Annotated in this window: 20 protein-coding genes; 9 read left to right on the forward strand and 11 right to left on the reverse strand. The window is 70.6% G+C overall.

Going from position 1 to position 24,784, the window contains the following annotated elements; all coding sequences use genetic code 11:
• Positions 1 to 54 precede the first annotated feature (54 nt).
• On the forward strand, positions 55 to 1,278 hold the full coding sequence (locus EFL95_RS03095; protein WP_123232555.1) for a cytochrome P450: 1,224 nt from the start codon (positions 55 to 57) through the stop codon (positions 1,276 to 1,278).
• A gap of 1 nt (position 1,279) precedes the next feature.
• Here EFL95_RS03095 and EFL95_RS03100 read toward each other — a convergent pair whose 3' ends face one another.
• The 4 genes from EFL95_RS03100 to EFL95_RS03115 are packed head-to-tail and all read right to left on the reverse strand — an operon-like array spanning position 1,280 to position 6,735.
• Positions 1,280 to 2,026 carry an enoyl-CoA hydratase-related protein gene (locus EFL95_RS03100; protein WP_123232556.1) on the reverse strand — a complete coding sequence of 249 codons (747 nt, stop codon included), beginning with the start codon at positions 2,024 to 2,026 and terminating at the stop codon, positions 1,280 to 1,282.
• A gap of 22 nt (positions 2,027 to 2,048) precedes the next feature.
• The gene (locus EFL95_RS03105) at positions 2,049 to 3,215 is read right to left on the reverse strand and encodes an acyl-CoA dehydrogenase family protein (protein ID WP_123232557.1); all 1,167 of its coding nucleotides are present in this window, start codon (positions 3,213 to 3,215) and stop codon (positions 2,049 to 2,051) included.
• Complete coding sequence (locus EFL95_RS03110; RefSeq protein WP_123232558.1) at positions 3,212 to 5,155, reverse strand: ATP-binding protein; 1,944 nt, start codon at positions 5,153 to 5,155, stop codon at positions 3,212 to 3,214. Before EFL95_RS03110 ends, EFL95_RS03105 begins: the two co-directional genes overlap by 4 nt.
• 20 nt (positions 5,156 to 5,175) lie before the next feature.
• On the reverse strand, positions 5,176 to 6,735 hold the full coding sequence (locus EFL95_RS03115) for an acyl-CoA carboxylase subunit beta (RefSeq protein ID WP_123232711.1): 1,560 nt from the start codon (positions 6,733 to 6,735) through the stop codon (positions 5,176 to 5,178).
• A 167-nt stretch (positions 6,736 to 6,902) separates the two neighbouring features.
• Here EFL95_RS03115 and EFL95_RS03120 point away from each other — a divergent pair, with 167 nt between their 5' ends.
• Complete coding sequence (locus tag EFL95_RS03120; RefSeq protein WP_183406995.1) at positions 6,903 to 8,135, forward strand: fibronectin type III domain-containing protein; 1,233 nt, start codon at positions 6,903 to 6,905, stop codon at positions 8,133 to 8,135.
• Here the strand turns inward: EFL95_RS03120 and EFL95_RS03125 are convergent.
• The 4 genes from EFL95_RS03125 to EFL95_RS03140 are packed head-to-tail and all read right to left on the reverse strand — an operon-like array spanning position 8,132 to position 12,417.
• Positions 8,132 to 9,274 carry an acyl-CoA dehydrogenase family protein gene (locus EFL95_RS03125; RefSeq protein WP_123232560.1) on the reverse strand — a complete coding sequence of 381 codons (1,143 nt, stop codon included), beginning with the start codon at positions 9,272 to 9,274 and terminating at the stop codon, positions 8,132 to 8,134. The genes EFL95_RS03120 and EFL95_RS03125 overlap by 4 nt on opposite strands.
• The gene (locus tag EFL95_RS03130; RefSeq protein ID WP_246004774.1) at positions 9,271 to 10,992 is read right to left on the reverse strand and encodes an acyclic terpene utilization AtuA family protein; all 1,722 of its coding nucleotides are present in this window, start codon (positions 10,990 to 10,992) and stop codon (positions 9,271 to 9,273) included. The genes EFL95_RS03125 and EFL95_RS03130 overlap by 4 nt, the downstream gene beginning before the upstream one ends.
• A 4-nt stretch (positions 10,993 to 10,996) precedes the next feature.
• Positions 10,997 to 11,803: a TIGR03084 family metal-binding protein gene (locus EFL95_RS03135; protein WP_123232561.1), complete on the reverse strand. Its 807-nt coding sequence runs from the start codon at positions 11,801 to 11,803 to the stop codon at positions 10,997 to 10,999.
• Positions 11,800 to 12,417, reverse strand: coding sequence for a TetR/AcrR family transcriptional regulator (locus tag EFL95_RS03140; RefSeq protein ID WP_246004775.1), 618 nt, complete (start codon positions 12,415 to 12,417; stop codon positions 11,800 to 11,802). The genes EFL95_RS03135 and EFL95_RS03140 overlap by 4 nt, the downstream gene beginning before the upstream one ends.
• Positions 12,418 to 12,550: 133 nt before the next feature.
• Here EFL95_RS03140 and EFL95_RS03145 point away from each other — a divergent pair, with 133 nt between their 5' ends.
• The 3 genes from EFL95_RS03145 to EFL95_RS03155 all read left to right on the forward strand — a co-directional run bounded on the left by EFL95_RS03145 (position 12,551) and on the right by EFL95_RS03155 (position 15,164).
• Positions 12,551 to 13,219: an RDD family protein gene (locus EFL95_RS03145; protein WP_123232562.1), complete on the forward strand. Its 669-nt coding sequence runs from the start codon at positions 12,551 to 12,553 to the stop codon at positions 13,217 to 13,219.
• Between the two features lie 116 nt (positions 13,220 to 13,335).
• Positions 13,336 to 14,349 (forward strand): ATP-binding cassette domain-containing protein, encoded by a 1,014-nt coding sequence (locus tag EFL95_RS03150; protein ID WP_123232563.1) that lies wholly within the window; start codon positions 13,336 to 13,338, stop codon positions 14,347 to 14,349.
• The gene (locus EFL95_RS03155; RefSeq protein ID WP_123232564.1) at positions 14,346 to 15,164 is read left to right on the forward strand and encodes an ABC transporter permease; all 819 of its coding nucleotides are present in this window, start codon (positions 14,346 to 14,348) and stop codon (positions 15,162 to 15,164) included. The genes EFL95_RS03150 and EFL95_RS03155 overlap by 4 nt, the downstream gene beginning before the upstream one ends.
• 31 nt (positions 15,165 to 15,195) lie before the next feature.
• Here EFL95_RS03155 and EFL95_RS03160 read toward each other — a convergent pair whose 3' ends face one another.
• Positions 15,196 to 18,330 carry an ATP-binding protein gene (locus EFL95_RS03160; protein ID WP_123232565.1) on the reverse strand — a complete coding sequence of 1,045 codons (3,135 nt, stop codon included), beginning with the start codon at positions 18,328 to 18,330 and terminating at the stop codon, positions 15,196 to 15,198.
• Between the two features lie 23 nt (positions 18,331 to 18,353).
• On the opposite strand from EFL95_RS03160, the gene EFL95_RS03165 reads away from it, so the two are divergent.
• From EFL95_RS03165 to EFL95_RS03180, 4 genes are all read left to right on the forward strand, one after another.
• Positions 18,354 to 18,932 carry a hypothetical protein gene (locus EFL95_RS03165; RefSeq protein WP_123232566.1) on the forward strand — a complete coding sequence of 193 codons (579 nt, stop codon included), beginning with the start codon at positions 18,354 to 18,356 and terminating at the stop codon, positions 18,930 to 18,932.
• A 121-nt stretch (positions 18,933 to 19,053) separates the two neighbouring features.
• Positions 19,054 to 19,482, forward strand: a complete 429-nt coding sequence (locus tag EFL95_RS03170) for a Crp/Fnr family transcriptional regulator (RefSeq protein ID WP_123232567.1) — start codon at positions 19,054 to 19,056, stop codon at positions 19,480 to 19,482.
• 12 nt (positions 19,483 to 19,494) lie between these two features.
• Positions 19,495 to 20,925, forward strand: coding sequence for an adenylate/guanylate cyclase domain-containing protein (locus tag EFL95_RS03175; RefSeq protein WP_123232568.1), 1,431 nt, complete (start codon positions 19,495 to 19,497; stop codon positions 20,923 to 20,925).
• A gap of 10 nt (positions 20,926 to 20,935) precedes the next feature.
• Positions 20,936 to 21,460, forward strand: coding sequence for a gamma carbonic anhydrase family protein (locus EFL95_RS03180; RefSeq protein ID WP_123232569.1), 525 nt, complete (start codon positions 20,936 to 20,938; stop codon positions 21,458 to 21,460).
• On the opposite strand, the gene EFL95_RS03185 is transcribed toward EFL95_RS03180, so the two are convergent.
• On the reverse strand, positions 21,447 to 22,883 hold the full coding sequence (locus EFL95_RS03185; RefSeq protein WP_123232570.1) for a phytoene desaturase family protein: 1,437 nt from the start codon (positions 22,881 to 22,883) through the stop codon (positions 21,447 to 21,449). The genes EFL95_RS03180 and EFL95_RS03185 overlap by 14 nt on opposite strands.
• 7 nt (positions 22,884 to 22,890) lie before the next feature.
• On the reverse strand, positions 22,891 to 24,741 hold the full coding sequence (locus EFL95_RS03190) for a DUF3556 domain-containing protein (RefSeq protein WP_123232571.1): 1,851 nt from the start codon (positions 24,739 to 24,741) through the stop codon (positions 22,891 to 22,893).
• Positions 24,742 to 24,784 lie beyond the last annotated feature (43 nt).

Consider the following 24,784-nt stretch of genomic DNA (forward strand, 5'->3'; position numbering starts at 1 on the left):
CCCATACTAGGGATCAACCCTATTAACAAAGAATGTTAGAACGGTGATTCCCGGATGATGCTCTACGACCCGCTCGACCCGGCGTTCAACGCCGACCCCTACGCGGGGTACGCGGTCCTGCGCGACAGCGATCCGGTGCACCACCGTGCGGCCGACCACCGGGCACCGGGGTTCTGGGCGTTGTCGCGGTTCGAGGACATCTGGAACGCGGTCCGCGAGCCCGAGACGTTCTCCTCGGCCCAGGGCATGACGTTCTTTGGGGACGAGATCGGCAAGCTCGGCCTGCCGCCGAACCTGGTGATGCTCGACCCGCCCGTGCACACCCGGCTCCGCGGCCTGATCGGTCGCGGCTTCACCCCCAAGCACGTGACCCGCCTGGAGGACCGCATCCGTGCGTTCGTCCGGGCCCGGCTCGCCGAGATGGGTGAACGCGCCGCCGCCGGCGAGACGGTCGACCTGCACCAGGAGTACTCCGCGACCGTGCCGACCTTCGTGCTCTCCGAGCTCTGGGGCGTCCCCGAGTCCGACCGGCACCGGTTCGGGCCGTGGGTGCAGCAGGTCACCGCCCTCCAGGACCTGACCCTCAACGGAGCCGGTGTCGAGTCCGCCGGAGCGGACGGGCTGACGGCGGTGACCGAGCTGCTCGGCTACTTCACCGAGGTGATCGCCGAGCGCCGCCGCAACCCGAGCGACGACGACCTGATCGGCGCCCTGGTCAACGCCGAGCTCGACGGTGAACGGCTCACCGACTGGGACATCCTCGGCTTCTGCTTCGTCGTCACGGCCGGCGGCAGCGACACCACCGCCGGGCTGATCTCGCACGCGGTGCTGCTGCTCGGGGACGCACCCGACCAGCGCAAGCTGCTGCACGACGACCCGGCACTGATCGGGCCGGCGCTGCTGGAGTTCCTGCGGTTGGAGTCCTCGGTGCAGGGTCTGGCGCGCACCACCACGCGCGACGTCACCCTGCACGACGTCACCATCCCCGCCGGGGAGAAGGTGATGATGCTCTACGGCTCGGGCAACCGGGACCCCCGCGAGTTCGGCTCGGGCGCCGACGAGCTCGACGTCCGGCGCGACGTACGCCGGCACCTGGCGTTCAGCAGCGGACCGCACTTCTGCATCGGCAGCCACTTCGCCCGCCTGCAGGCGCGGATCGCGGTAGAGGAGCTGCTGGCCGCGCACCCGTGGATCGAGGCGGACGCCGCGGCCGGGACCCGGCACCCGTCCGCGTTCGTCCGGGCCTGGCAGACGCTCCCGGTCGCGTCCTGGGGCTGACCTACTTCTTCGACAGGAACGCGAGCATCGCGTCCTTGGCCTCGTCGGAGGAGAACAGCTGGGCGCTGAGCGCGATCATGTCGTCGGCGTGCTGCTCGAGGTAGGCGAGCATGTCGCGAGACAGGATCTTCTTGGTCTCGCGGAGCCCCTGCGGGTGCGCCTTGAGCAGCTCGGCGCAGGCGGCGTCGACCGCCGCGTCCAGCTCGGCCGCCGGCACCGCTCGGGTGACCAGGCCCATCGCGGCGGCCTCGGCGGCGTCGAAGGTCCGGCCCGAGAGGAACACGTCGTACGCCGCCCGGCTGGTCAGCCGCGGCATCAGCGTCAGCGAGATCACCGCCGGCGCCAGCGCCAACCGCGACTCGGTGAGGGCGAAGGTGACGTCGTCGCCGCAGATGACCAGGTCGCTGGACGCGACGATGCCCAGGCCACCGGCTCGGACCGGACCACCGAGCCGGGTGACGATCGGCTTCGGGAAGGTGAGGATGTTCCGCTGGAGCTCGACGAGTGCGCCCGCTCCCTCGGTCATCGACCCGGACGCCGCCTCGGAGAGGTCCGCCCCGGAGCAGAAGACCCGGTCGGCCGACCGCAGCACGACCACCCGGACGTCGTCGTCGGCAGCCGCCTCCTCGAGCCGCTCGAACAGCTCGGAGATCAGCTGGCGTGACAGCGCGTTCCGGTTGTGCGGTGAGTCCAGGGTGATGGTGCCGACGCCGTTCTCGGCGCTGTAGTGGACCAGTTCGTCAGTCATGCGTGCTCCTTGCGGAGATCGGCTAGTAGGACTTGGGCAGGCCGAGCGAGTGCATGGCCACGAAGTTCAGGATCATCTCGCGGCTCACCGGGGCGATCCGACCGAGGCGGGCAGCGATCAGCAGGTTGCCCAGACCGTACTCCGAGGCCAGGCCGTTGCCGCCGTGGGTGTGCACCGCGGTGTCCAGGGCGTTGCAGGCGACCTCGCCGCCGGCGTACTTGGCCATGTTGGCGAACTCGCCGGCACCGGCGTCGTCGCCGGCGTCGTACAGCGCCGCGGCCTTCTGCATCACCAGGCGGGACATCTCCAGCTCGATCTTCACCTTGGCCAGCGGGTGCGCGATGCCCTGGTGGGTCCCGATGACGTCCTTCCAGACCTGGCGGGTCTTGGCGTAGTCGACCGCCTTCTCCAGGGCGTACCGGGCCATGCCGTTCGAGAACGCGGCGCCCATGATCCGCTCCGGGTTCAGGCCGGCGAACAGCTGCCAGATGCCGCCGTCCTCGTCCCCGACCAGCGCGTCGGCCGGCAGCCGGACGTCGTCGATGAACACCTGGAACTGCTTCTCGGGCGCGTGGAAGTCCATCGGGATGTGCTGCCAGGTCAGGCCCTTGGCGTCGGTCGGCACCAGGAACAGCGCCGGCTTCAGCTTGCCAGTCTTGGCATCGGCGGTGCGCGAGACGATCAGCACCACGTCGGCCTCGTCGATACCGGAGATGAACACCTTCTGGCCCTTGAGCACCCACTCGTCGCCGTCCTTGGTGGCGGTGGTGGTGATCAGGTGGCTGTTCGACCCGGCGTCCGGCTCGGTGATGGCGAACGCGGCGATCGTCGAGCCGTCCGCGATGCCCGGCAGCCAGCGCTGCTTCTGCTCCTCGGTGCCGCAGCGGGTGATGATCGTGCCGACGATCGCCGGGCTGACGACCATCATCAGCAGCGGGGCACCCGCCGCGGCCGCCTCCTCGAGCACGGCCGAGAGATCGCCCATGCCGCCGCCACCGCCGCCGTACTCCTCGGGGATGTTCACGCCGAGGAAGCCGTGCTTGCCCATGTCCTGCCAGAGCTCGGTGAGCTTCTCGCCCTGGGTGGTCTTCTCCGCCACGTAGGTGTGCCCGTAGCTGCCGGCGAGCTTGGCGACGGCCTCGCGCAGGGCGGTCCGCTCGTCCGGCTCGGTGAAGGCGGTGGTGCTCATTCGGTTGACTCCTCGTCGGTCGAAACCACAGCGAGCACGTCGCCCGCTGCTACCTGCTGGCCCACGGTGACGGCGATCTCGACGATGCCGTCGCCCGGGGCGTTGATCGAGTGCTGCATCTTCATCGCCTCGAGCACGAGCAAGGTCTGCCCGCTCTCGACGGCGGAGCCGTTCTCGGCCTGGACGGCGATCACGGTGCCGGGCATCGGCGCCAGCAGCGAGCCGGCACTGACCTGCTCGGCCGGGTCGACGAAGCGCGGGACGGCACGGAAGCTGGCCGAGCCTCGTCCTGAGTCGACGTGCACGACATCCCCGCTGCCGCCGATCCGGTACGACGCCTGCACGCCGTCCACGACCAGCACGACCTGCTCGGTGCTCGCCTCGAGGACCTCGAGTCCGTCGACCTGGTAGCCGTCGCGCCCGCCGAACCAGTCGACGCTGACCTCCTCACCACCGGCGGTGGCGAGCACGGTGCGCTGCGGCTGGGAGACCACGTTGCGCCAGGCGACCGGGATCGCCTGCTGGACGACGCGGGCCGCACGGTCGCGCTCGGCGAGCGCGACCGCCGCGGCCACCGCGGGGCCACGCAGGTCGGGGGCATCCCCGGCGAGGTCGTAGCTGCCCAGGAAGTCGGTGCTGACCTCACCGGCGAGCACCTTCTCGTCCCGGAGCAGCCGGACCAGCAGGTCGCGGTTGGTGACCAGGCCGTGGATCCGGGACCGCTCGAGCAGGCCGGCCAGGGTGCGGAACGCGGAGGTGCGGTCCGGGCCCCAGGCGATCACCTTGGCGAGCATCGCGTCGTAATGGGTGCTCACCTCGCTGCCGGAGACGAACCCCGAGTGCAGCCGGGTGCCGTGCAGCGCCAGCTGCTCGAAGCCGCCGTCCGCCGGGATCTCGAAGGTGTCCAGGCGTCCGCTCTGCGGATGGTAATCGGCGGCCGGGTCCTCGGCGTACAGGCGCACCTCGACGGCATGACCGCGCGGGTGCGACGGCGCGCTCGGGACCTCCCCGCCCTCGGCCACGCGGATCTGGGCCTCCACCAGGTCGATGCCGAAGACCGCCTCGGTGACCGGGTGCTCGACCTGGAGCCGGGTGTTCATCTCCAGGAAGGAGACTCGATCGCCGGACACCATGAACTCGACCGTTCCGGCACCGACGTAGCCGATGGCGAGCGCAGCGAGCCGAGCGCCGTCGTGAAGACGCTCCTGCACTCCCTCAGGCAGGAACGGCGCCGGTGCCTCCTCGACGACCTTCTGGTGACGACGCTGGAGCGAGCAGTCCCGCTCGCCGAGAACCAGCACGTTCCCGTGGGTGTCCCCGACGACCTGGACCTCGACGTGCCGTCCGTTCTCCAGGTACGGCTCGCAGAAGACCGTCGGATCGCCGAACGCCGAGGCTGCCTCGTCGCTGGCGAGCTTGACCTGGTCGGCGAGCTCCGCGAGGTCGCGGACGATGCGCATGCCGCGCCCGCCGCCACCGGCGCTGGCCTTCACCAGGATCGGCAGGTCCGCCTCGGTGACCGCGGCCGGGTCCAGCTCGGCGAACACCGGGACGCCGGCATCGCCCATCAGCTTCTTGGCAGCGACCTTCGAACCCATCGCGTCGATCGACTCGGGGGTCGGACCGATCCAGGTCAGACCGGCCTCGAGGACCGCGCGCGCGAAGCCCGCGTTCTCCGACAGGAAGCCGTAGCCGGGGTGGATCGCGTCCGCGCCCGCCTTCTTCGCGGCCTCGATGATCAGGTCAGCCCGCAGGTAGGTCTCGGCCGGGGTGTTCCCGGGCAGCCGGACGGCGAGGTCGGCCTCGGCGACGAAGGGCAGCCCGGCGTCGGCGTCGGAGAACACCGCGACGGTGCCGATCCCGAGACGGCGGGCGGTGGTGAAGACGCGGCGTGCGATCTCGCCGCGGTTGGCGACGAGGATGCGGTTGATGGTCGTCATCTCTCCAGTCATTCCTGGCATCACATCCGGAAGACACCGAAGCGGTCGGTGCCTTCGATCGGGTTGTTGGCGATCACGGAGAGGCAGATGCCGAGCACCGTGCGGGTGTCGCGTGGATCGATCACGCCGTCGTCGTAGACCATCCCGGAGAGGAAGAACGGCAGGCTCTGCTCCTCGATGCCGGCCTCGACGAAGCCGCGCATCGCGGCGTCGGCCTCCTCGTCGAACGGCTGTCCCTTCGCCTCGGCGGCCGCCCGGGACACGATGCTCAGCACGCCGGCCAGCTGGGCGGGGCCCATCACCGCCGACTTGGCGCTCGGCCAGGTGAACAGGAACCGCGGGTCGTAGGCACGACCGTTCATGCCGTAGTTGCCGGCACCGTAGGAGGCCCCCATGATCACCGAGATGTGCGGGACCCTCGAGTTGGAGACCGCGTTGATCATCTGGGCGCCGTGCTTGATGATCCCGCCCTGCTCGTACTCCGCGCCGACCATGTAGCCGGTCGTGTTGTGCAGGAACAGCAGCGGGGTGTCGTTCTGGTTCGCGAGCTGGATGAACTGGGTCGCCTTGTTCGCCTCCTCGGAGAACAGCACGCCCTGGGCGTTGGCGAGGATGCCGACCGGGTGGCCGTGGATCCGCGCCCAGCCGGTCACCAGCGAGTTGCCGTAGAGCGGCTTGAACTCGTCGAAGACCGCGCCGTTGCCCGCGGAGCGCCCGTCGCAGATCCGGGCGATCACGTCGCGCGGGTCGAACGGTTCCTTCAGGTCGGTCGGGATCAGGTCGAGCAGCTCACCGGCGTCGGCCTCGGGCTCGGCGAACGTCGTGTGGATCCGGCCGCCGTGGTCGGCCTTGCGGCGGTTGAGCCGCGCCACGATGCGCCGGCCGATCCGGATCGCGTCCTGCTCGTCCACCGCCAGGTAGTCGGCCAGGCCGGAGATCCGGGCGTGCATCTCGGCACCACCGAGCGACTCGTCGTCGGACTCCTCACCGGTGGCCATCTTCACCAGCGGCGGACCGCCGAGGAACACCTTGGCCTGCTCCTTCACGAAGACCGTGTAGTCGCTCATGCCGGGGATGTAGGCACCGCCGGCAGTCGAGTTGCCGAAGACCAGTGCGATGGTCGGCTGCTTTCGGGCGCTCGCCCGGGTCAGGTCGCGGAACATCTTGCCGCCGGGGATGAAGATGTCCTTCTGCGTCGGCAGGTCGGCGCCGCCGGACTCGACCAGCGAGATCGTCGGCAGGTCGTTCTCCTCGGCGATCTGCGCCGCCCGGAATCCCTTCTTCAGGGTCCACGGGTTCGAGGCGCCACCCTTCACGGTCGGGTCGTTCGCGGTGATCATGCACTCGACACCTTCGACCACGCCGATACCGCAGACCACGCTCGCGCCGACGGTGAAGTCCGAGCCCCAGCCGGCCAGGGGCGAGAGCTCGAGGAATGCCGAGCCCGGGTCGATGAGCAGCTCGATGCGCTCGCGGGGCAGCAGCTTGCCGCGCTTGCGATGGCGCTCGATGCTGCGCTCGCCGCCTCCGGCGACGGCCAGCGCGTGCTGCTCGCCGAGATCGGACAGCTTGGCGAGCATCGCGTCACGGCGTCCGAGATCGGGCCCGCTCTCCTGGGTCTGGGTCACCCGTTCATCCTCCGGTCTCCGCAACAAACAGTCAAGACTGACTTTATGTTGGAATGACTACTCGGATCGGGCGAAACGGTCGGTTGTGCACCGTTCTCCGGCGGTCCTACGCTGCGGCCATGTCACGCCGTACGCCGGGAATCCTCGCCACCTTCGCGCTGATCGTCGCCGGGCTGGTCGCCCTCGGTGCCAGCACCGCTCCGCCGGCCCTCGGCGCGGAGCCGGTGGTTCCCTACTGCAGCGCCCCGGCAGCACCGCCGTGCATCGTGCGCCTGACCCGGGCTGCGGTGGACGTGGACCCCAATCTCTACCGGGTCGTGTGGAACGAGAAGGCGCCGTCCTCGGGCTTCTACAGCTGGTACTTCGAGACCTTCACCGGTGGTGCGTGGCGGGCTGACATGAGCGCCGACGGCACCGACGAGACGACGCAGGTGTTCAAGCTCGTCCTCGACTTCGGAAGTTTCAATCCGGTGACCTATGCCGGCCAGGGCAGCTCGGACTTCGAGAACCCGGTGTACCGCAGCGTGGTCGACGGCCACTACCGGATCAGCATCACCGCCTCACCGATCAACCGCCTCACCGGGTGCGACTTCAACGTCGACCCGCCGAGCTGCCCGACGTACGGAACCGCCGACGACGACGTGGAGGGCTACCTCGACGGCGTGGTCAACGATGCGCGCTGGTTCGGGGAGACGGCCGCCGAGCACCGGATCATCGGCGGCTTCTCCGATCTCCACAACACCGAGTACACCGGCGGCCCTCCGGTGATCGTCACCGATCCAGTCACCGGCAGCAGCACCATGACCTTCACGTTGCGCAACACCCACGCCTACGCGGACCACACCACCGTCTTCCACGGGAATCAGCAGCTGCGGCTGCCGAACAGCATGCTGCGCGAGGTGTACGGGATCCCGGACCCCGACACGATGTCGCCTGGCAGCCTCGCGACCAGCCTGGGCGGAAGCGGCACCGGCACGATCACCGTGCACCCCGAGGCCGATCACACCGGGGTGGTCGTCTACGTCACCGGCGTCACGTTCTCGACCCGGACCGTGCGGATCAAGCGCGGCATCATCGTCCCGCTCGCCCCGACGCACCTGTCGAGCTGGCGGATCAGCGCGGCCAGCGGCCGGATCTACTTCACGAAGGCCACCCCCCGCGGTTCCCGGGTGACCAGCTACCTGGCGCGCTGCCAGCACGGGAGCTCGGTGAAGACCGCGAACGGCTACAGCACCGGTGTCACCTTCTCCAACCTCGCCAGGAACACCTCGTACAGCTGCCGGGTAAGGGCCAGGTCGAAGGCCGGTTACGGACCGTGGAGCGCCCTGGTCCACCTCAACTCGGCGCCCTAGGAGGCGTAGCCGAGCAGCCGGGCCGCCAGGTCGGTGAGCACCTCGGTGGCACCGCCGCCGATCGGCAGGATCCGGCTGTCCCGGTAGTGCCGCTCGACCTCGGTGCCGTGCATGTAGCCGGTGCCGCCGTGCAGCTGGACGGCCATGTCCACGACTGCTTCGCACGCCTCGACCGCGGTCTGCTTGGCGAGGCAGGCCTCGGCGATCACGTTCTCGCCCGCGACGTGCCGCGCGATCACCTCGTGGGTGTAGCTGCGGGAGATCTCGACCAGGCGGCGCATCTCCACGAGCTTGTGGCGCACGACCTGGTTGGCGATGAGTGGCTTGCCGAACGTCTCGCGGTCACGGCAGTACTGCGCGGTGAGCTCGAGGGCGCGGCCGGCGACTCCGTAGCCGTGCACCGCGAGGCCGATCCGCTCGACGACGAACTGCTCGGCGATGTAGTAGAAGCCCTGGTTCTCCTCACCCACCAGGTTCGAGGCCGGGACCCGTACGTCGACGTACGAGAGCTCGGCGGTGTCCGAGCAGTGCCAGCCCATCTTCTGGAGCGAACGGTCGACGGTGAAGCCGGGCGTGCCCTTGTCGACGACGATCAGCGAGAGGCCTGCGTGGCCCGGACCGCCGGTGCGGACGGCCGTGGTCACGAAGTCCGCGCGCACGCCTGAGGTGATGAAGGTCTTGGCACCGTTGATCACGTAGTGGTCGCCGTCGCGGACCGCGGTCGTGGTGATGCCGGCGACGTCCGAGCCGCCGTTCGGCTCGGTCACGCCGAGCGAGCCGATCAGGTCACCCGCCAGCGTCGGCCGCACGTAGGTGTCGATGAGCTCGGCGCTGCCGTTGGCGACGATGTGCGGCAGCGCGATGCCGTGGGTGAAGAGCCCGGCCATCAGCCCGGACGACGCCCCGGCGGCGAAGAACGCCTCCTGCATCGCGGTCGCGTCGGCGAGGTCACCGCCGTCGCCCCCGGCTTCCTCCGGGAAGCCGAGCGCCAGCAGGCCGCCCTTCGCTGCGGCCTGGTGCAGCGCGCGCGGGATCTCGCCGCTGTCCTCCCAGTCCTGGAGGTGCGGGGTGATCTCGCGCTCGACGAAGGTGCGGGTGCTCGCCTGCAGGGCGAGCCGTTCCTCGGTGTAGAAAGTCACAGCAGCTCCTCGGGGATGTGCACGTGCCGGGAGCGCAACCACTCGCCGACGGCCTTGGCCTGGGGGTCGAAGCGGGTGCTCGCGGCGACGCCGTCGCCGAGCAGTCCGCGGATGAGCACGTTGACGCCGCCGAGGTTCGGCAGCGGGTAGACCTCGACGGGCAGGTCCTTCGTCTCGGGGAGCAGCTGGCGGATCGCGTCCGGTGTGATCAGCCGGAGCAGCCAGCCGACCCGCTGGTCGCGTAGCTCGGAGTTCTCTCCGCCGACCCAGAGCCCGACGTTGGCGTCACCGCCCTTGTCGCCCGAACGCGCGTGCACGAAGGTGCCGAGCGGCAGGTTCACCGCCGGCGCGTCCTCGGCCGGACCGATCGGGTCGACCGGATCCGCCTCCACCTCGGCACCGGGCGGCACGCGCGTCGCACCCACCGGCTGCGGGATCTCGATCGTGGTGCCGTCCCACAGGTGCACGGTCTCGGTCACCTCGTCGCGGGCGACGTACTCCGGCCGGTAGATCCCGTACGGCGAACCGCGACCCGGAGGTGCGGTCAGGGTGAAGCCCGGGTAGGAGGCCAGCGCCAGCTCGACGGCCGCGGCGGTGAAGTTCTTGCCGACCACGTCGGCCGAGGGGTCCTTGACCGTGACCCGCAGCAAGCAGGAAGCGCCTTCCTCGGTGTCGGCGTCCGCGACCGGGAGCGCTCCGCGCGACCAGGTGATCGACGCCGGCGGGTTGCTCGCGAGCCGGGCGTCGAGCTGGGTGCGGATCCAGGCCTCCTTGGCGTCGATGTCCAACCCGGTGAGCACGAACTCCATCTGGTTGCGCATGCCGCCGAGCTCGTTGACGCAGACCTTGAGCTGCTCGGGCGACTCGGAGCCCCGGATGCCGCTGACCCGGACCCGGTCAGGCCCGTCCGCGGCCAGGCGGATGGATGCCAGGTCGGTGGTCACGTCGGGGCCGAGGTAGAGCGTCGACTGGATCTCGTAGACCAGCTGCGCGGTGACGGTGTCGACCGAGACCACGCCGCCCGTGCCGGCGGGCTTGGTGACCACGAACGACCCGTCGGCGTCGACCTCCGCGAGCGGGAAGCCCAGCGGGGTCGCATCGCGCGGCAGGTCGAGGAAGCCGGAGAAGTTGCCCCCGGTCGCCTGCGTGCCGCACTCGATGATGTGGCCCGCGACCACGGCGCCGGCCAGCTCGTCGTACGAGGTCGGGGTCCAGCCGTGGTGCGCGATCGCGGGACCGACGACGACCGAGGCGTCGGTGACCCGCCCGGTCACCACGATGTCGGCGCCCTCGGTCAGCGCCCGGGCGATCCCGAACGCACCGAGGTAGGCGTTCGCGGTGAGCGCCCCGGTGAAGCCGAGCTCGGCGGCGCGCGGCGCCAGGTTGTCGCCGTCGACCCAGGCGATCTTCGGGCTCAGCCCGAGCCCGCCCGCGACCTCCTCGAGCTTGGCCGCCAGGCCGGCGGGGTTGAGGCCGCCGGCGTTCGCGACGATCTTCACGCCCTGCTCGAGCGCGAGACCGAGGCCGTCGGCGATCTGGGCGACGAAGGTGCGCGCGTAGCCGAGCGTCGGGTCCTTCAGCTGGTCCTTGCCGAGGATGAGCATGGTCAGCTCGGCCAGGTAGTCACCGGTGAGGTAGTCGAGCTCGCCGTGCTCCAGCATCTCCCGCATCGCGGTGAGCCGGTCGCCGTAGAAGCCGGAGCAGTTGCCGATCCGCACAGTCCTAGCCAACGCTCGGCGCCCGTCCCTCGCCCGACGGACCGGCGAACGCCTGCGCGATGTCGAGCCAGGCGTTGGCGTCCTCGCCGACCGCGACCAGGTCGAGGTCGTCACGGTGGCGACGCTGGGTCACCAGCAGGCAGAAGTCGTACGCCGACCCGGTGACGGTCTGCGCCGCGTCCTCGGGACCCCAGCTCCACTGCTCGCCGGACGGGGAGACCAGGTCGATCCGGAACTCCTCCGTCGGCGGCTCGAGGCCGCGGTTCACGTAGGCGTAGTTGCGGGTCCGCACGCCCAGGTGCGCGACGTGCTTGAGCCGGTCGGTCGGTTCGAGGCTGACGCCGAGCGCGTCGGCGACGTCGAGGGCGTGCGCCCAGGTCTCCATGAACCGAGCGGTACCCATCGAGGCCGGGCTCATCGGCGGCCCGTACCAGGGCAGCTTCTGACCCTCGGGGTAGTCACGCAGCATCGTCACCAGTGCCGGGCGACCGGCCTGCCAGCGGGCCAGGATCTCCGCGGCGCTCGCCTTCGCGCCCGCAAACGCCTCGGCGTCGACGAACCCGTTCGGGTCGTCGAAGGCCTTGAGCACCAGCGCGTCCCAGGCCTCCTTGTCGGTGCCTGCGGCGATCGCGCACTCGTCGGTCCAGGCGAGGTGCACGATCGTGGTCGCGATGTCCCAGCCCTCGGCCGGGGTCATCCGGCGCCAGCCGGCCTCGTCCAGCCCGACGACGAGCGCCTCCAGGGCGTCACCCTCCGCGGCCAGGTCGGCGAGCACCTGCTCGAGCACTGCGCTTCTCGACGGCTCAGTCATGGGTTCTCCTTGTTCCTGCGGGGAAGTTCGTCCTCCAGCACGGCGGCCCAGCGGTCCAGGATCCGTGCCCGGCGCGCGTCGTCGTTGCTGATCGTGTTGGCGAGTCCGAGACCGCGGATCAGGTCGAGGGTCGCCTGCACCAGCTCGCGGGCGCCGGGCTGGGACTCGTCGGCGTCGAGCATCTCGACGGTGAGCTTGTGGGTCTCGCGGCCGGTGACCCGTTCGAACGGGACCAGCGCGGCCAGCAGCGCCTCGTCGCTCCGGGCCGCCACCCAGAGGTCGAGAGCGGCGGCGAAGACGTCGGAGGTGAAGTGCTCACCGAGCATCTGCAGCACCGCGCGGGTGCGCCCCGGCCCTTCCGGGAGTGCGGCGGCGGCTGCGGAGAGCTCGTCGCGTCGGACCCCGGCCAGGTGCTCGACCGCGGCGACCACGAGGTCGTTCTTGGTCGGGAAGTGGTGCAGCTGGGCACCGCGGCTGACGCCGGCGACCTGCGAGATCAGCGTGGTCGACGTGCCGCTCCAGCCGTGCTCGGCGAGGCACTGCACGGTCGCCTCGAGCAGCCGCTGCCGCATGGCACGCGTCCGCTCCTCCTGCGGCACCCGGATGGTCGTCACGACGTCATCGTGTCCCCCGCCGCAACAAACAGTCAAGACTGACTTTAAGTTCTTCGCGTTTCTGTGGAGAGCTCCGGTGCAGGCGGGGTAGCTCCCCTAGGGTCTGGCGTACCCGGCTCTTGGAGGATCCTCGGTGTCCGACCCCAACGCTCCCTACCCGCCCCACGATCCCACGCAGGGATACCCGCCACCGGCGTACCCGCCGCCGCCCCCGGCATCTCCGCTGCCGCCGAGGTTCGAGCACCCGCAGGCTCCGCCCGTACCGCCGGCCGGCTCCGACCCGACGTGGGGTGGCCAGCCGCCGTACACCTACGGGCAGCCGGAGCCCGAGCCCTACGCGAGCTGGGGACGGCGGGTGGCCGCGACGCTGCTCGACACCCTCATCCTGCTGCCGGGCTACGTGGTGATCGTGATCGGCAACGTGCTCGTCAGCGACTCGATCGTGAAGAACCCGGACGGCACGGCCAGCGTGACCGACGGCGCGAACCTGGGCCTCGGCCTCGCGCTCGCCGGGATTGCGGGCTTGGCCACGCTCATCTTCAGCATCTGGAACCAGATCTTCCGCCAGGGACGTCGCGGCGCGACCCTCGGCAAGCAGATGATGGGCATCCTGGTGATCAGCGAGGAGAACGCCCGGCCGATCGGGGCGGCCCTGACCTTCGTCCGCTCCATCGTGCACTTCCTGGACGCCATCTCCTGCTACATCGGCTACCTGTGGCCGCTGTGGGACCCGAAGAAGCAGACCTTCGCGGACAAGATCATGAAGACCGCGGTGCTGCACCTGCCCGACGTCCGGTTCTGACGAGGTTCACCGCGCCGGTCCCCCGGTGAAACCGCCGTGAAGCCACGGTGAAACCGGGTGCCTCCAGTGTTGCTCCCGTGACCGACCACCAGCGTCGGTCCGGAAGGGAGCACACGATGCCCACCAACAACCTGCCCTCGAATCTGCACAGCGCTGTCCACGCGACCGGCCTGATCAAGAACTTCGGCGAGTTCACCGCGGTCGACGCGATCGACCTCGACGTCCGCCAGGGCGAGATCTTCGGTGTCCTCGGCCCGAACGGCGCCGGCAAGACCACCATGCTGAAGATGCTCGCCACCCTGCTGCCGATCGACGGCGGCGAGGCCGAGATCTTCGGTGTCGACGTCCGCAAGGAACCGCACCGGATCCGCCAGCTGCTCGGCGTCACCGGCCAGTACGCCTCGGTCGACGAGAACCTGACCGCCAACGAGAACCTCTGGTTGTTCGCCCGGCTCCAGGGCGTCTCGTCCAAGGACGCCCGCACCACCGCCTCCCGGCTGCTCGAGCAGTTCGCCCTCCAGGAGGCGGCCGACAAGCCGATCTCCCAGTTCTCCGGCGGCATGCGCCGCCGGCTCGACCTGGCCGCGAGCCTGATCACCCAGCCGCCGCTGATCTTCCTGGACGAGCCGACCACCGGGCTCGACCCGCGCACCCGCGGCCAGATGTGGGACACCATCCGCAGCCTGGTCGACAACGGGAGCACGATCCTGCTGACCACTCAGTACCTCGACGAGGCCGACCAGCTGGCCGACCGGATCGCGGTCATCGACCGCGGCGCCAAGGTCGCCGAGGGCACCCCGGACCAGCTGAAGACCTCGGTCGGCGACTCGACCCTGCAGCTGCAGCTGGCCGACGGCGCCGACCAGTCGCTGGCGTCCGACGTCGTCCGCCGCGTCGTCGGCGAGGCACCGGTGCTCACCCCCGAGTCCGGGCGCATGAACGTCGCCCTCGACAACGCCAACCGCGCCGCCGACGTGCTGATCGGCCTGCGTGAGGCTGGCATCGGCATCACCTCGGTCAGCGTCGACAAGCCCACCCTCGACGAGGTCTTCCTGGCCCTCACCGGTCACGACACCGGCGAGAGCAACGACCCGTCCACCGACGAGCGAGAGCTGGAGGTAGCCCGATGAGCACCATCGTCCTCGAGCGGAGCGAGATCCTCGCCCGCACCACCCCGCGCAACAGCCTGCGCGACACCGCGAGCCAGACCCTGACCCTGGCCTGGCGGTCGCTGACCAAGATGCGCCGCAACCCGGAGCAGTTCTTCGACGTGATCATCCAGCCGCTGCTGTTCACCGCGATGTTCACCTACATCTTCGGTGGCGCGGTCTCCGGCAGCGTCGCCAACTACATGCCGCTGATCATTCCCGGCATCCTGGCCCAGACCGCCCTCACCGCCTGCATGGCGATGGGCACCCAGCTGCGCGAGGACATGGACAAGGGCGTCTTCGACCGCTTCAAGTCCTTGCCGATCGCCCGGATCGCCCCGCTGGCCGGCCCGGCGCTGGCCGACGTGATCCGCTACGTCATCGCCGCGACGCTGACCATCCTGGTCGGCCTGGCGATGGGCTACCGGCCCGGCGGCGGCTTCGTGGGTGTCCTGGGCGGCTGGACGCTCACCATCGTGGCCGCGTGGTCGCTGGCCTGGATCTTCACCTGGCTCGGCACGATCGCCCGCTCCGCCCAGGCGGTGCAGGGCATCTCGATGATGATCATGTTCCCGCTGTCGTTCATGTCGAACGCGTTCGTGGACGCGAAGACGATGCCGGACTGGCTGCAGACCTTCGTGAAGTTCAACCCGGTCTCGCACGTCGTCACCGCGGTCCGCGACCTGATGAACGACGGCAAGGTCACCGCCGACGTCGGCTGGGCCCTGTTCGGCTGCCTGGTGGTCGTCGCGATCTTCGCGCCGCTGTCGGTGCGCAGCTACAAGCGGCACCTGTAGAAGGTTTCGACAGGCTCAACCAGCGATAGAGCTAGCCGGCGAGCGTCGCCACGAAGGCCCGGGCCTCCTCCAGGAGGTCCGGGCCGCGGCGTTCGTCGTACCCGGCCTCGATCTCGGCCCGCACGCCGGGTGCGTTCTCCTCGATGACCGGCAGCATCCGCGACCACGCCATCGTCGGCACGCTGCGGTTGTACGCGAAGCGATCGGCGAGCACCAGGAGGCGGACCGCGTCCTGCGCCGGCATGGTCCCGCGGCGCAGCCCCCAGGCGCCGAGGCCGAACAGCGCCAACCCGCACACCGGGAAGTCCAGGAACGGGAACGACGGGTCGAGCACCCGGCGCAGCCGGTCCAGCAGCTGCCGGAACAGGTCCGGCCCCTCCGGGTCGTCTGCCTCCCCGTACTCGGCGTGCGCCGCCAGCGCGGTCGCCTCCCCGAAGAGGATCCAGGGCTCGAGACCGGTGATCGGGATCCCCGGGAACTTGAGCGTGCGCACCTTGTGCACCGCCCCCGCGTACGCCGCCAGGCCGGCCTCGACCTCGCCACGGGCCAGGTGCAGCTCGGCCCGCGCCAACGTCACCACCAGCAGGCCGCCGAAGACGATCTCAGGCTCCGGCCGGCTCTCCAGCAGGGTCAGCTCGGCGGAGGCGGCCTCGAGGTCGCCCTCGGAGATCGCGAACATCACCAGCAGCGCGCGCAGCTGGAGGGTGTCGTCGCGCGCGCCGAGCCGCTCGAGCACCGGCAGCGCGGCACGGGCGTGCCGGACCGCGTCCTCGCGGCGACCCAGCTGCATGCCGAACTGGGCGACCTGGGTGTGCAGGATCGCCTGGTGCCACGGGCCCTCCGAGGCGTCGGCGCGTTCGAGGGCCTGCTCGGCGGCCACCAGACTCCCCGCCGGGTCGCCGTCGTTCTCCAGCACGTAGCTGAGCCACTGCAGCGCACTGATCGCCAGGTGCCGGTCCTCGGACTTCGCGAACTCCCGCAGCTTGTCGGCGAAGGCGCTGCCGGTCTGCGGCTCGTAGGCGATCATGATCCGCACCAGCGCGGCGATCCGCGGGTCGCTGGAGTCCGGGCCGATCTCGCGCAGCGAGGCGCGCAGCCGCTCGGCGTTCTCGTCACTGGCGATCATCGCGTTGTTGACCGTGAGCGAGAGCGCGATCCGGGCGGCGTCGCGGTGCTCCTCGGCCGGCTTCCATCCGCCGAGCACGTCGGCGACCGCGTCGGCCAGCACGAAGACGCGGGCGTGGTCGCCCAGGATCGTCCAGTAGCTGCCCAGCCCCGCCAGGATGCGCGTCACCGCCTCCGGGTCGGACTCGGCGAGCGATCGGCGCAGCACGTCGGCGAGGTTGTTCTCCTCGTTGCGCAGTGCGTCGACGGCGTCGAACTGCAGCGGGCTGAACAGTGCCTGGGTGTAGAGGTCGCTGTAGCTGAGCGCCCACTGCCGCTGGGCGGCGTGCGCCTCGGCGTCCTCCCCGGACTCCTCGAGCTGCACCCGCCCGAACTCGCGCACGGTCTCGAGCATCCGGTAACGCACGCCCCCCGGCGCCTCGAGCACCGAGAGCAGGGACTGGTCGGACAGGTTCTGCACCGCGTCCAGGGCTTCCGGGCCGAGAACGGCCTCGGCCGCACCGAGGGTGAAGCCGTCGTGGAAGACCGAGAGCCAGCGCATCGAGCGACGCTCCGTCTCGGCGAGCAGGCTCCAGGACCACTCGATCACCGCAAGCAGGGTCTGGTGGCGCTCGGGCGCGCTGCGGTCGCCACCGCGGAGCAGCGTGAACCGGTTCTCCAGGCGCTCGGCGATGTCGGCGACCCCCATCACCCGCACCTTCGCCGCGGCGAGCTCGATCGCCAGCGGCAGCCCGTCCAGCCGGGCGACCACGCTGGCCACCTCGTCCGGGTCGAGCCGGACGTCGGGCCGGGCCGCGACCGCACGCTGCTCGAACAAGGTCACCGAGTCCGCGGTGCCGAGCTCGCCCAGCGGGTAGACGCGTTCGGCCGCGATCGCCAGCGGCGCGCGCGTCGTGGTGAGGACCCGCAGGTCGCGGGTGGTCGCGACCAGGTAGGCGACCAGGTCGGCGACGGCATCGACGATGTGCTCGCAGTTGTCGAGGATGAGCAGGCTCGGCGAGGCGTCGAGGTGCTGCGCGATCCGGGCGCGGACATCCGCCCGCTGCTCGGGCGTGAGCGTCCGGCGCCCGCTCACCGAGTCCCGCACGCCGAGCGCCGATCCGACCTCCCCGACCAGGTCCTCGGCCGCGGTGACGCCGACGAGCTCGACGAAGTGCACGGTCGGCACCGCGAACTCGCGGCCGATGACGTGGGCCAGCCGGGTCTTGCCGAGGCCACCCGGGCCGAGCACCGAGACCACCCGGGACGCGCCCAGCAGCCCGTGCAGCCGTCGCACGTCCTCGTCGCGCCCGAGCAGCGCGGTGGCGTCGTACTGGACGCCCTCGCGCACCGGGCTGTCGAGGGCGAGCAGCTCGGAGTACGCACGCTGCAGCTCGGGACCCGGATCCGCGCCGACACGGTCGCTGAGGTCGGAGCGGTAGGACTCGTAGCGCTCCAGCGCAGCGCCGGGCCCCAGCACCGCAGCCTCGCTGCGCAGCAGGTCGACCAGCAGTCCCTCGTCGCCGGGACGCGAACCCCAGGCACCGATCAGCGCCGGCAGGGCGATCGCGTGCGCCCCGGTCCGCGAGTCCGCCTTGGCGCGCAGCAGCGCCGCCTCGGCCAGCCAGCCCCGCGCGGCTGCACGCAGCTCGGCGAGCGGGCCCTCCTCCGCGGGAGCCACCGAGCCGCCGACGGCGACCGCCTCCGCGGCGAGCTTTCCCGCCGCCCCCGGGTCGCTGTCGAGCAGGTCCCGGGCACCGGTGACCAGGTGCCGGACCTGGAGCGCGTCCACCTCGTCGGGGCCGAGCCCGAGCCGGTAGCCGTCGCCCTCGCGGACGACAGCCTCGGGCCCGCAGGCGGTGCGCGTCCGGGAGACGAGCACCTGCAGGGCCTTGCCCGGGTTCGCGGGGACCTCGTCCCCCCAGACCGCTTCGACCAGGCTCTCCGCGCCCACGGCGCGACCACTCAGGGCGAGCGCTGCCAGCAACGCCTGCGGACGGTCCCCGACCACCGGCTCGCCGTACCAGCGCACGCCATCGAGGAGAGTGAGGGCGAGCGGCACCCCTGAAGTCTAGGATTCCCGACATGGGGAGCAACCGGACACAGGTGTCCGACGGGAGGCGGTTCGCGCTGTCGATCGTCGGCTTCTGCGTGCTCTTCCTCGCCGCGGGCCGGTTCCTGGGCGAGGACATCGCCGTCCAGCTGCAGAAGACGCCCACCACCCGGGAGGGCTACCAGTTCTTCGGCTGGCTGGTCGGCGGGCCGCCGTTCCTGCTCTCGGTGCTGCTCTGGAACGCCCGCGCCCGGGTGCAGCCGAGCCAGCTGCGCAACCGCACCTACGCCCTCGCGGCGTGGATCGGTCTAGGCATGTTCATCCTCCCGGCGAAGCTCGACAGCGTGGACCAGCAGTTCGGCACCGGAGCCCTGGTCGGGGACCCGCTGAGCGGGGGTTGGGCGTGGGCGATGCTGGCCAATCTGGTCGCCTTCGCATTCGCCGGCGCGGTGCTCCTCGTCCTGCACAAATCCGTGCCCCAGGGGCCGAATCAGGCGCAGCGGGAGCTCACCGCGACCTTCCTGGAACGAGCCTGGTTGGTGGTCCTCGTGGCCGGCCTCGGGTTCGCCCTCTACGGCGGGGCCACGGGACTGTTCAGCACCACGACCTAGGTCACAGCCGCAGTGTCCCCTGGGGCACACAATCCACCGACGCGCGGCCCAACGGTGGACACGCGTGCTCCCCGGGGCCCACAATCGCGGCAGGGGTGGGGAACAACCAGAGGAGCAATGCATGCGCGGCAAGGGTTCCGACGACAACGCCAGGATCGAACAGCTCGCGAAGATCGACCGGTTCAGCGGCTTCAGCGACGACGAGATCAGCCTCGTGGTCGACAAGGCCACGTACCTCACGGTCCCCGAGGGCTGGGCGATGATGGCGGAGAACACCCCGGCCGACAAGGCGTACCTGATCCTCTCGGGCGAGGTCTCCGTACGTCGTCACGGCGAGGAGGTCGCCCGCGTCGGCGCCGGTGACCTGGTCGGCGAGATGGCGCTGGTCAACCACAAGCTGCGCTCGGCGACCGTGGTCAGCGTGACCCCGATCGAGGCCCTGCACTTCACCGCGGAGACCGTGTCTGAGCTCAACGCTCAGATCCCGCACTTCTCAGAGGCACTCACGGGGGCCACCGAGGAGCGTCTCTCGCACGATTCAGGTGACTGACCGAGGTCATTGATGACCAGGCCTGACGGATGGCCGGTCGTTTCGGAGCTCACCTCTCCGGAGACGCACTGGGGGCTGCGTTTCACCGACACGTCGGTCGAGAGCGACTACCGGACGTGGCGGCGCGAACACGTGCGCTCGTTCACGCAGCTGGCGATGTACGGCGCAGCGGGCGCGGCGTTCTGCGCCTTCGTCGCGGTCATCTTCGGCGCACTCGGTGACGGACACCTCAAGACCATCGCGCTGCTGCTGATCCCGGCGATGATCGGGCTGATGCTGGCCGGCGCCTGGGTCATCGGCGACGAGGAGCGCGCCCACCTGGCGATGCCGTGGAGCGCGATCGCGAACCTGATCGGCGGGATCCTCGCGGTCACGCTCACCTACCCGCGCCACGACCCGTCGCTGACCGGGGCCTGCGTGACGATGTCGGCGTACGTCGGGCTGACGATGTTCCGGCTGACCCCCAAGCTCGCGCTGGTCGCGGTCGCGCCGTACTGCCTGATCGCCGCGGGTGCCGCGGTGCGGATGCACTCCGCGACCGCCGACGTCAGCGACGCGGACCTGGCGGTCGGGCTGTTCATCCCGCTCACCGCGCTGCTCGTCGGGATGGTGCTGAACCTGTCGGTGGAGTGGCTGACCCGCCAGACCTACGTCGACCACCTGATCATCGAGACCCAGCAGGAGGCGCTCTTCGAGGAGCGCTCCAACATGGCCCGCTTCGTCTCCCCCGACATCGCCGAGACCGCGCACCTCTCCGGCCTGGGCATGGAGATCCGCACCGAGATATACAGCCTGACGGCGGTCAGCATCGACCTGCGCGGCTTCACCACGTTCACCCAGCGGCACGGCGCCGAGTTCATGGTCCAGGTGCTGCACGAGTACTACGCGGTGGTCATCGACTCCGCCGCCGAGTACGGCGCGACGGTCAAGGACTTCGCCGGCGACGGTGCCCTCATCCTGGTCGGTGCGCCGTTCCCGCGCCCGGACCACCCGCGCATCGGCCTGCGGCTGGCGCGGCACATGATGTCCCAGGTCCGCGCGGTCACCGACAAGTGGTCGACCCCGGAGACCCCGCTCGGCATCGGCATCGGGCTGTCGTCGGGAGAGTGCGCCGTCGGCGCGATCGGCACCGACGCCCAGCTCGAGTACGCCGCCATCGGCACCACGGTGAACCTCTCCGCCCGCCTGTGCAGCATCGCCCAGGACGGGCAGATCCTGATGGGCCCGGGAACCGCCCGGGCCCTGGAGGAGGCGCCCGGTTGGAGCCGGGAGGTCCTGAACCTGGCCGGCATCCCGGAGCCGGTCGAGGTCACCATCGAGGACACCCGGGTCGCGCCGCCGGTGCTGACCACCCCGGGCACCGTGCCGTTCCAGCGGCCGCACGCCAGCGCGGACTACGGCGACGACGAGCAGCCCGAGCCGGTCGAGGCCCCGGCCGACTAACCTCGGCTCCGTGCATCTCTTCGAGTTCGAGGGCAAGCGCCCCACGGTCCACCCCGAGGCCTTCGTGGCCCCCACGGCGACGCTGATCGGCGACGTCACCATCGAGAAGGGCGCCAGCGTCTGGTACGGCGCGGTGCTGCGCGCCGACATCTGCCGGATCGTGGTCCGCGAGGGCGCGAACGTGCAGGACAACTCCGTGCTGCACGGAGCCCCGGACGCCCTGGTCGAGGTCGGCCCCGGCGCCACCGTCGCGCACAGCTGCATCGTTCACGGAGCGGTGCTGGAGGAGAGGGCGCTGCTCGGCAACGGGAGCACCATGCTCGACGACACCCGGCTCGGCGCCGGCTCGATGGTCGCGGCCGGCTCGTTGGTCAGCCCCGGCACCCAGATCCCGGCAGGGGTGCTGGCGGCCGGCGCACCGGCGCAGGTGAAGAAGCCGATCGAGGGCACGGCCGCGCAGTTCTGGGTCGAGGCCAACCCGCCGTACTACGCCGAGCTGGCGCAGCGGCACCGCACCGGCATCACAGCCGTCTGAGCGCAGCCTCGGCGGCGTAGTAGCCGCTCATCCCGTGCACCCCGCCACCGGGGGGCGTCGAGGAGGAGCACAGGTAGTGACCGGGGATCCCGAGCGAGTAGGGGTTCCACGTGATCCGCGGCCGGAAGAGGATCTGGCGCGCGTTGTTCGCGCCGGCGCTGATGTCGCCGCCGATGTAGTTCGCGTTGTACGCCGCCATGTCGGTCGCGCTGCGCACGAAGGTGCCGACGATCCGGTCGCGGAACCCGGGCGCGAACCGCTCGATCTGCGCGGTCAGCGCTTCGGTGGCGTCACCGGTGAAGCCGGCCGGCACGTGCGCGTAGGCCCAGACTGGGTTGATCGTCCGTCCCTCCGAGACCGTGCTGCGGCTCGGGTCGGCGAGGTACTGCTGGCCGATCAGGGCGAACGGCCGGTCCGGCATCTCCCCGCGCGCGGTGGCGGCCTCGGTCGCGAAGACCTCCTCCGCGGTGCCGCCCAGGTGCAGGGTGCCGGCCTGCCGGCAGTCCTCGTTGGTCCACGGGACGTCGCCCTCGATCGCGTAGTCGACCTTGTGCACGGCCGGGCCGTACTGGTAGCGGTGAAAAGCCCGGCTGATCCGTCCCGGCAGGTCGTCGCCGAGGATCTCGAGCGCCCCGGCCGGGGCGACGTCGAGCAGGACCACCTCCGGGTCGTGCCCGAGGACCTCGCGCAGCTGGGCGCGGGAGGTGACGCGCACCCCGGTGCGCACCGAGCCGCCGAGCTTCTCGAGCAGCCGGACGAGCGCTCCGGAGATCGAGCCGCTGCCGCCCTCGGCGACCGGCCAGCCGACCGCGTGGCCCGCGGCGGCGAGCATCAGCCCGACCGAGCCGCTCAGCGGGGTGTCCAGCCGCCCGAAGGCGTGCGCGGCGACGCCGGAGTACAGCGCGCGCGCCGGGTCGTCCTTCCAGTGCCGCACCGTGACCGTGGCCGGCAGCAACGCCTGCGGACCGAAGCGTCCGAAGGCGATCGGGTGCTTCGGAACGTGCACCGGCGGACGCATCGCGTCGACCGCGATCTTGTCGAAGGTCCGCGCCAGCGGTTCGAAGACCCGGTGCCAGCTGCGGGCGTCCGCGCCCAGGGTGCGGTCGCTGTCGCTCATCGTGCGGGTGATGATCCCGGCCCGTCCGTCGTCGAGCGGGTGCGCCAGGTCGATCTGGGGCCACAGCCAGCGCAGGCCGTGCTCCTCCAGCCCGAGGGTGCTCAGGTACGGCGACGCGGCCCCGGTCGGGTGGAACGCCGAGCAGTCGTCGTGCAGCAGACCCGGCACGATCCGCTCGCTGGTCCGGGTGCCGCCGCCGTAGGTCTCGGCCGCCTCGAGCACGGTGACCTCGAGCCCGGCCTGGGCCAGGCGGACCGCCCCGGCCAGCCCGTTGGGGCCGCTGCCGACCACCACGGCACGTCTCATCGGCACCTCACCCGGTCGGCTGACCGGACGTCAGCGTCTGCTGACGAACGTACCCAGGTGCGGTCCAGGTGGCCGCCAGCGGGATCGGGCCGTTGGGCAGCCACGGCTGCTCGGCCACGCAGTCGGCCACGTTCCAGGTGCCGCGCTCGACCACGCCGAGGGCAGCGTCGATGACCCGGTACTCCTGCGGCGGGTTCAGCCACGGCGTCGCCTGCGACTCGCAGTACATGACCACCAGGTCGCCCGGTGCCAGACCGAGACGCTTCTGCACCGCGGCGATCATCCGGTCGTCGTGCAGGTGCCCGTCGCCGAAGTTCCAGCCGAGGACGGCGTTGCAGACGAACTCCCCGTCGCGGATCGTCCGGGTCTCGATGTCGTCGAGGTGGGCGTAGGCCGCCGAGAAGAGCCCGCGCCCCTGGCTGTGCAGCGCCCGCCACGAGGTCACCTTCTGCAAGGTCATCTCGGCGTCGTCCTTCTCGTACGGCGTCGGGGCCATCCGCTGGAGCTGGTCGACCTGGTTCTCCACCAGCGGCAGCTCGTTGAGCCGTTCCTCGACGCCCGGCTTCATCAGCCAGATCGCCGAGGCCCAGTTGCCGGCGTACTGACGCATCGAGGGCAGGAACGAGACCAGGTCGGGGCGCAGGTTGCCGAGGATCGGCCCGAAGGTGAGCAGCGCGAAGATCGGGATCAGCAGCAGCGGCTGGTGGAAGTCCCAGATGTTGTAGACCGAGGCGTCGAAGCCGTCACCGAAACCACCCCACAGCACGATCGCGATGTAGCCGAAGTAGACGTTCCACTCCAACGGCACCGCGAGCGGGAAGGTCGAGGTGATGAAGATGTGGAAGGCGAGCATCGCGACCGCGCCCAGCAGGGCGATGGTGTTGTTGGTGGTCAGCAGCAGCGTCACCGGGATGATGATCTCGACCGTCGTCCCGCCCACGTGCGCCATGAACCAGGCCAGCCGGCTGGGGCGCAGGTCGTCGGGGAAGTTCCGGTAGTGCATCCGCTTCACGAAGCCGGGCTGCCCGGGCTGGTTGGAGACCATCGGGGGCACCACGTTCACGAAGTGCAGCCCGAGCTTGGAGGTACCGGCACCGATCCAGACGATGCAGATGATGATCTTGAAGGCGACCACCAGGTCCAGGAAGTCGCCGGCGTTCGCTCCGTCGCGCAGCACGAGCGCGCCCAGGGTCGCGGAGAACAGCATGATCGGCAGGTACTGCTCGGAACGGCCCGCCAGGAAGATCACCTTGTCGCGCAGGCCCATCAACGGCATCGTCACCAGGATCGGGATGAACGCGTACGCCGGCACCAGCTCCTGCGGCCCGGTGCCCACCGGGACGTGCTTCACCAGGTCGGCGTGGATGGCCAGCGGGTAGACGAGGCTGGCGAGCACGGCCAGGAACAGCACCACGTCACCGACGGTGCGCTCATCCCCTCCGGTGCCCGGGACGTGCCGGCCCCACGGCGCCATCCGCAGCGTGCCGGGGCGGATCCAGAAGCGGACGTTGCCGAGCATCGGGGCGAAGTGCCCGCACAGCGGGCCGAACGCACCGCCGAGGCCGAGGACCTCGAGCAGCATCAGCCAGATGGCCAGCTTCTGGTAGACGACGATGTTGTCGAACCAGGTGCCCGGGTCGGAGAAGTGCACGCCGACCGTGGTCCACGAGGTGATCGCCAGGCCGACGCCGAAGTACAGGCCGAGCATCTTCAGGACGTAGACGACGTGCAGCACCCGCGGGGTGCCGAAGCCGTCGTCGACCCAGTGCGTGGCCAGGATCCGGATCCGCTCGCGCAGCGGGAGCTGGAGGAAGACCTGGGGTTCGACGGGTTGCTCGCTCGGGGTGATGAATCCCATGGGTTGAGGCTAGGGCCCGCAGGAGCAGGGCGGCATTGTGCTC

Origin of the sequence: Nocardioides marmorisolisilvae (assembly GCF_003725775.1) — a bacterium.
GTDB lineage: Bacteria > Actinomycetota > Actinomycetes > Propionibacteriales > Nocardioidaceae > Marmoricola > Marmoricola marmorisolisilvae.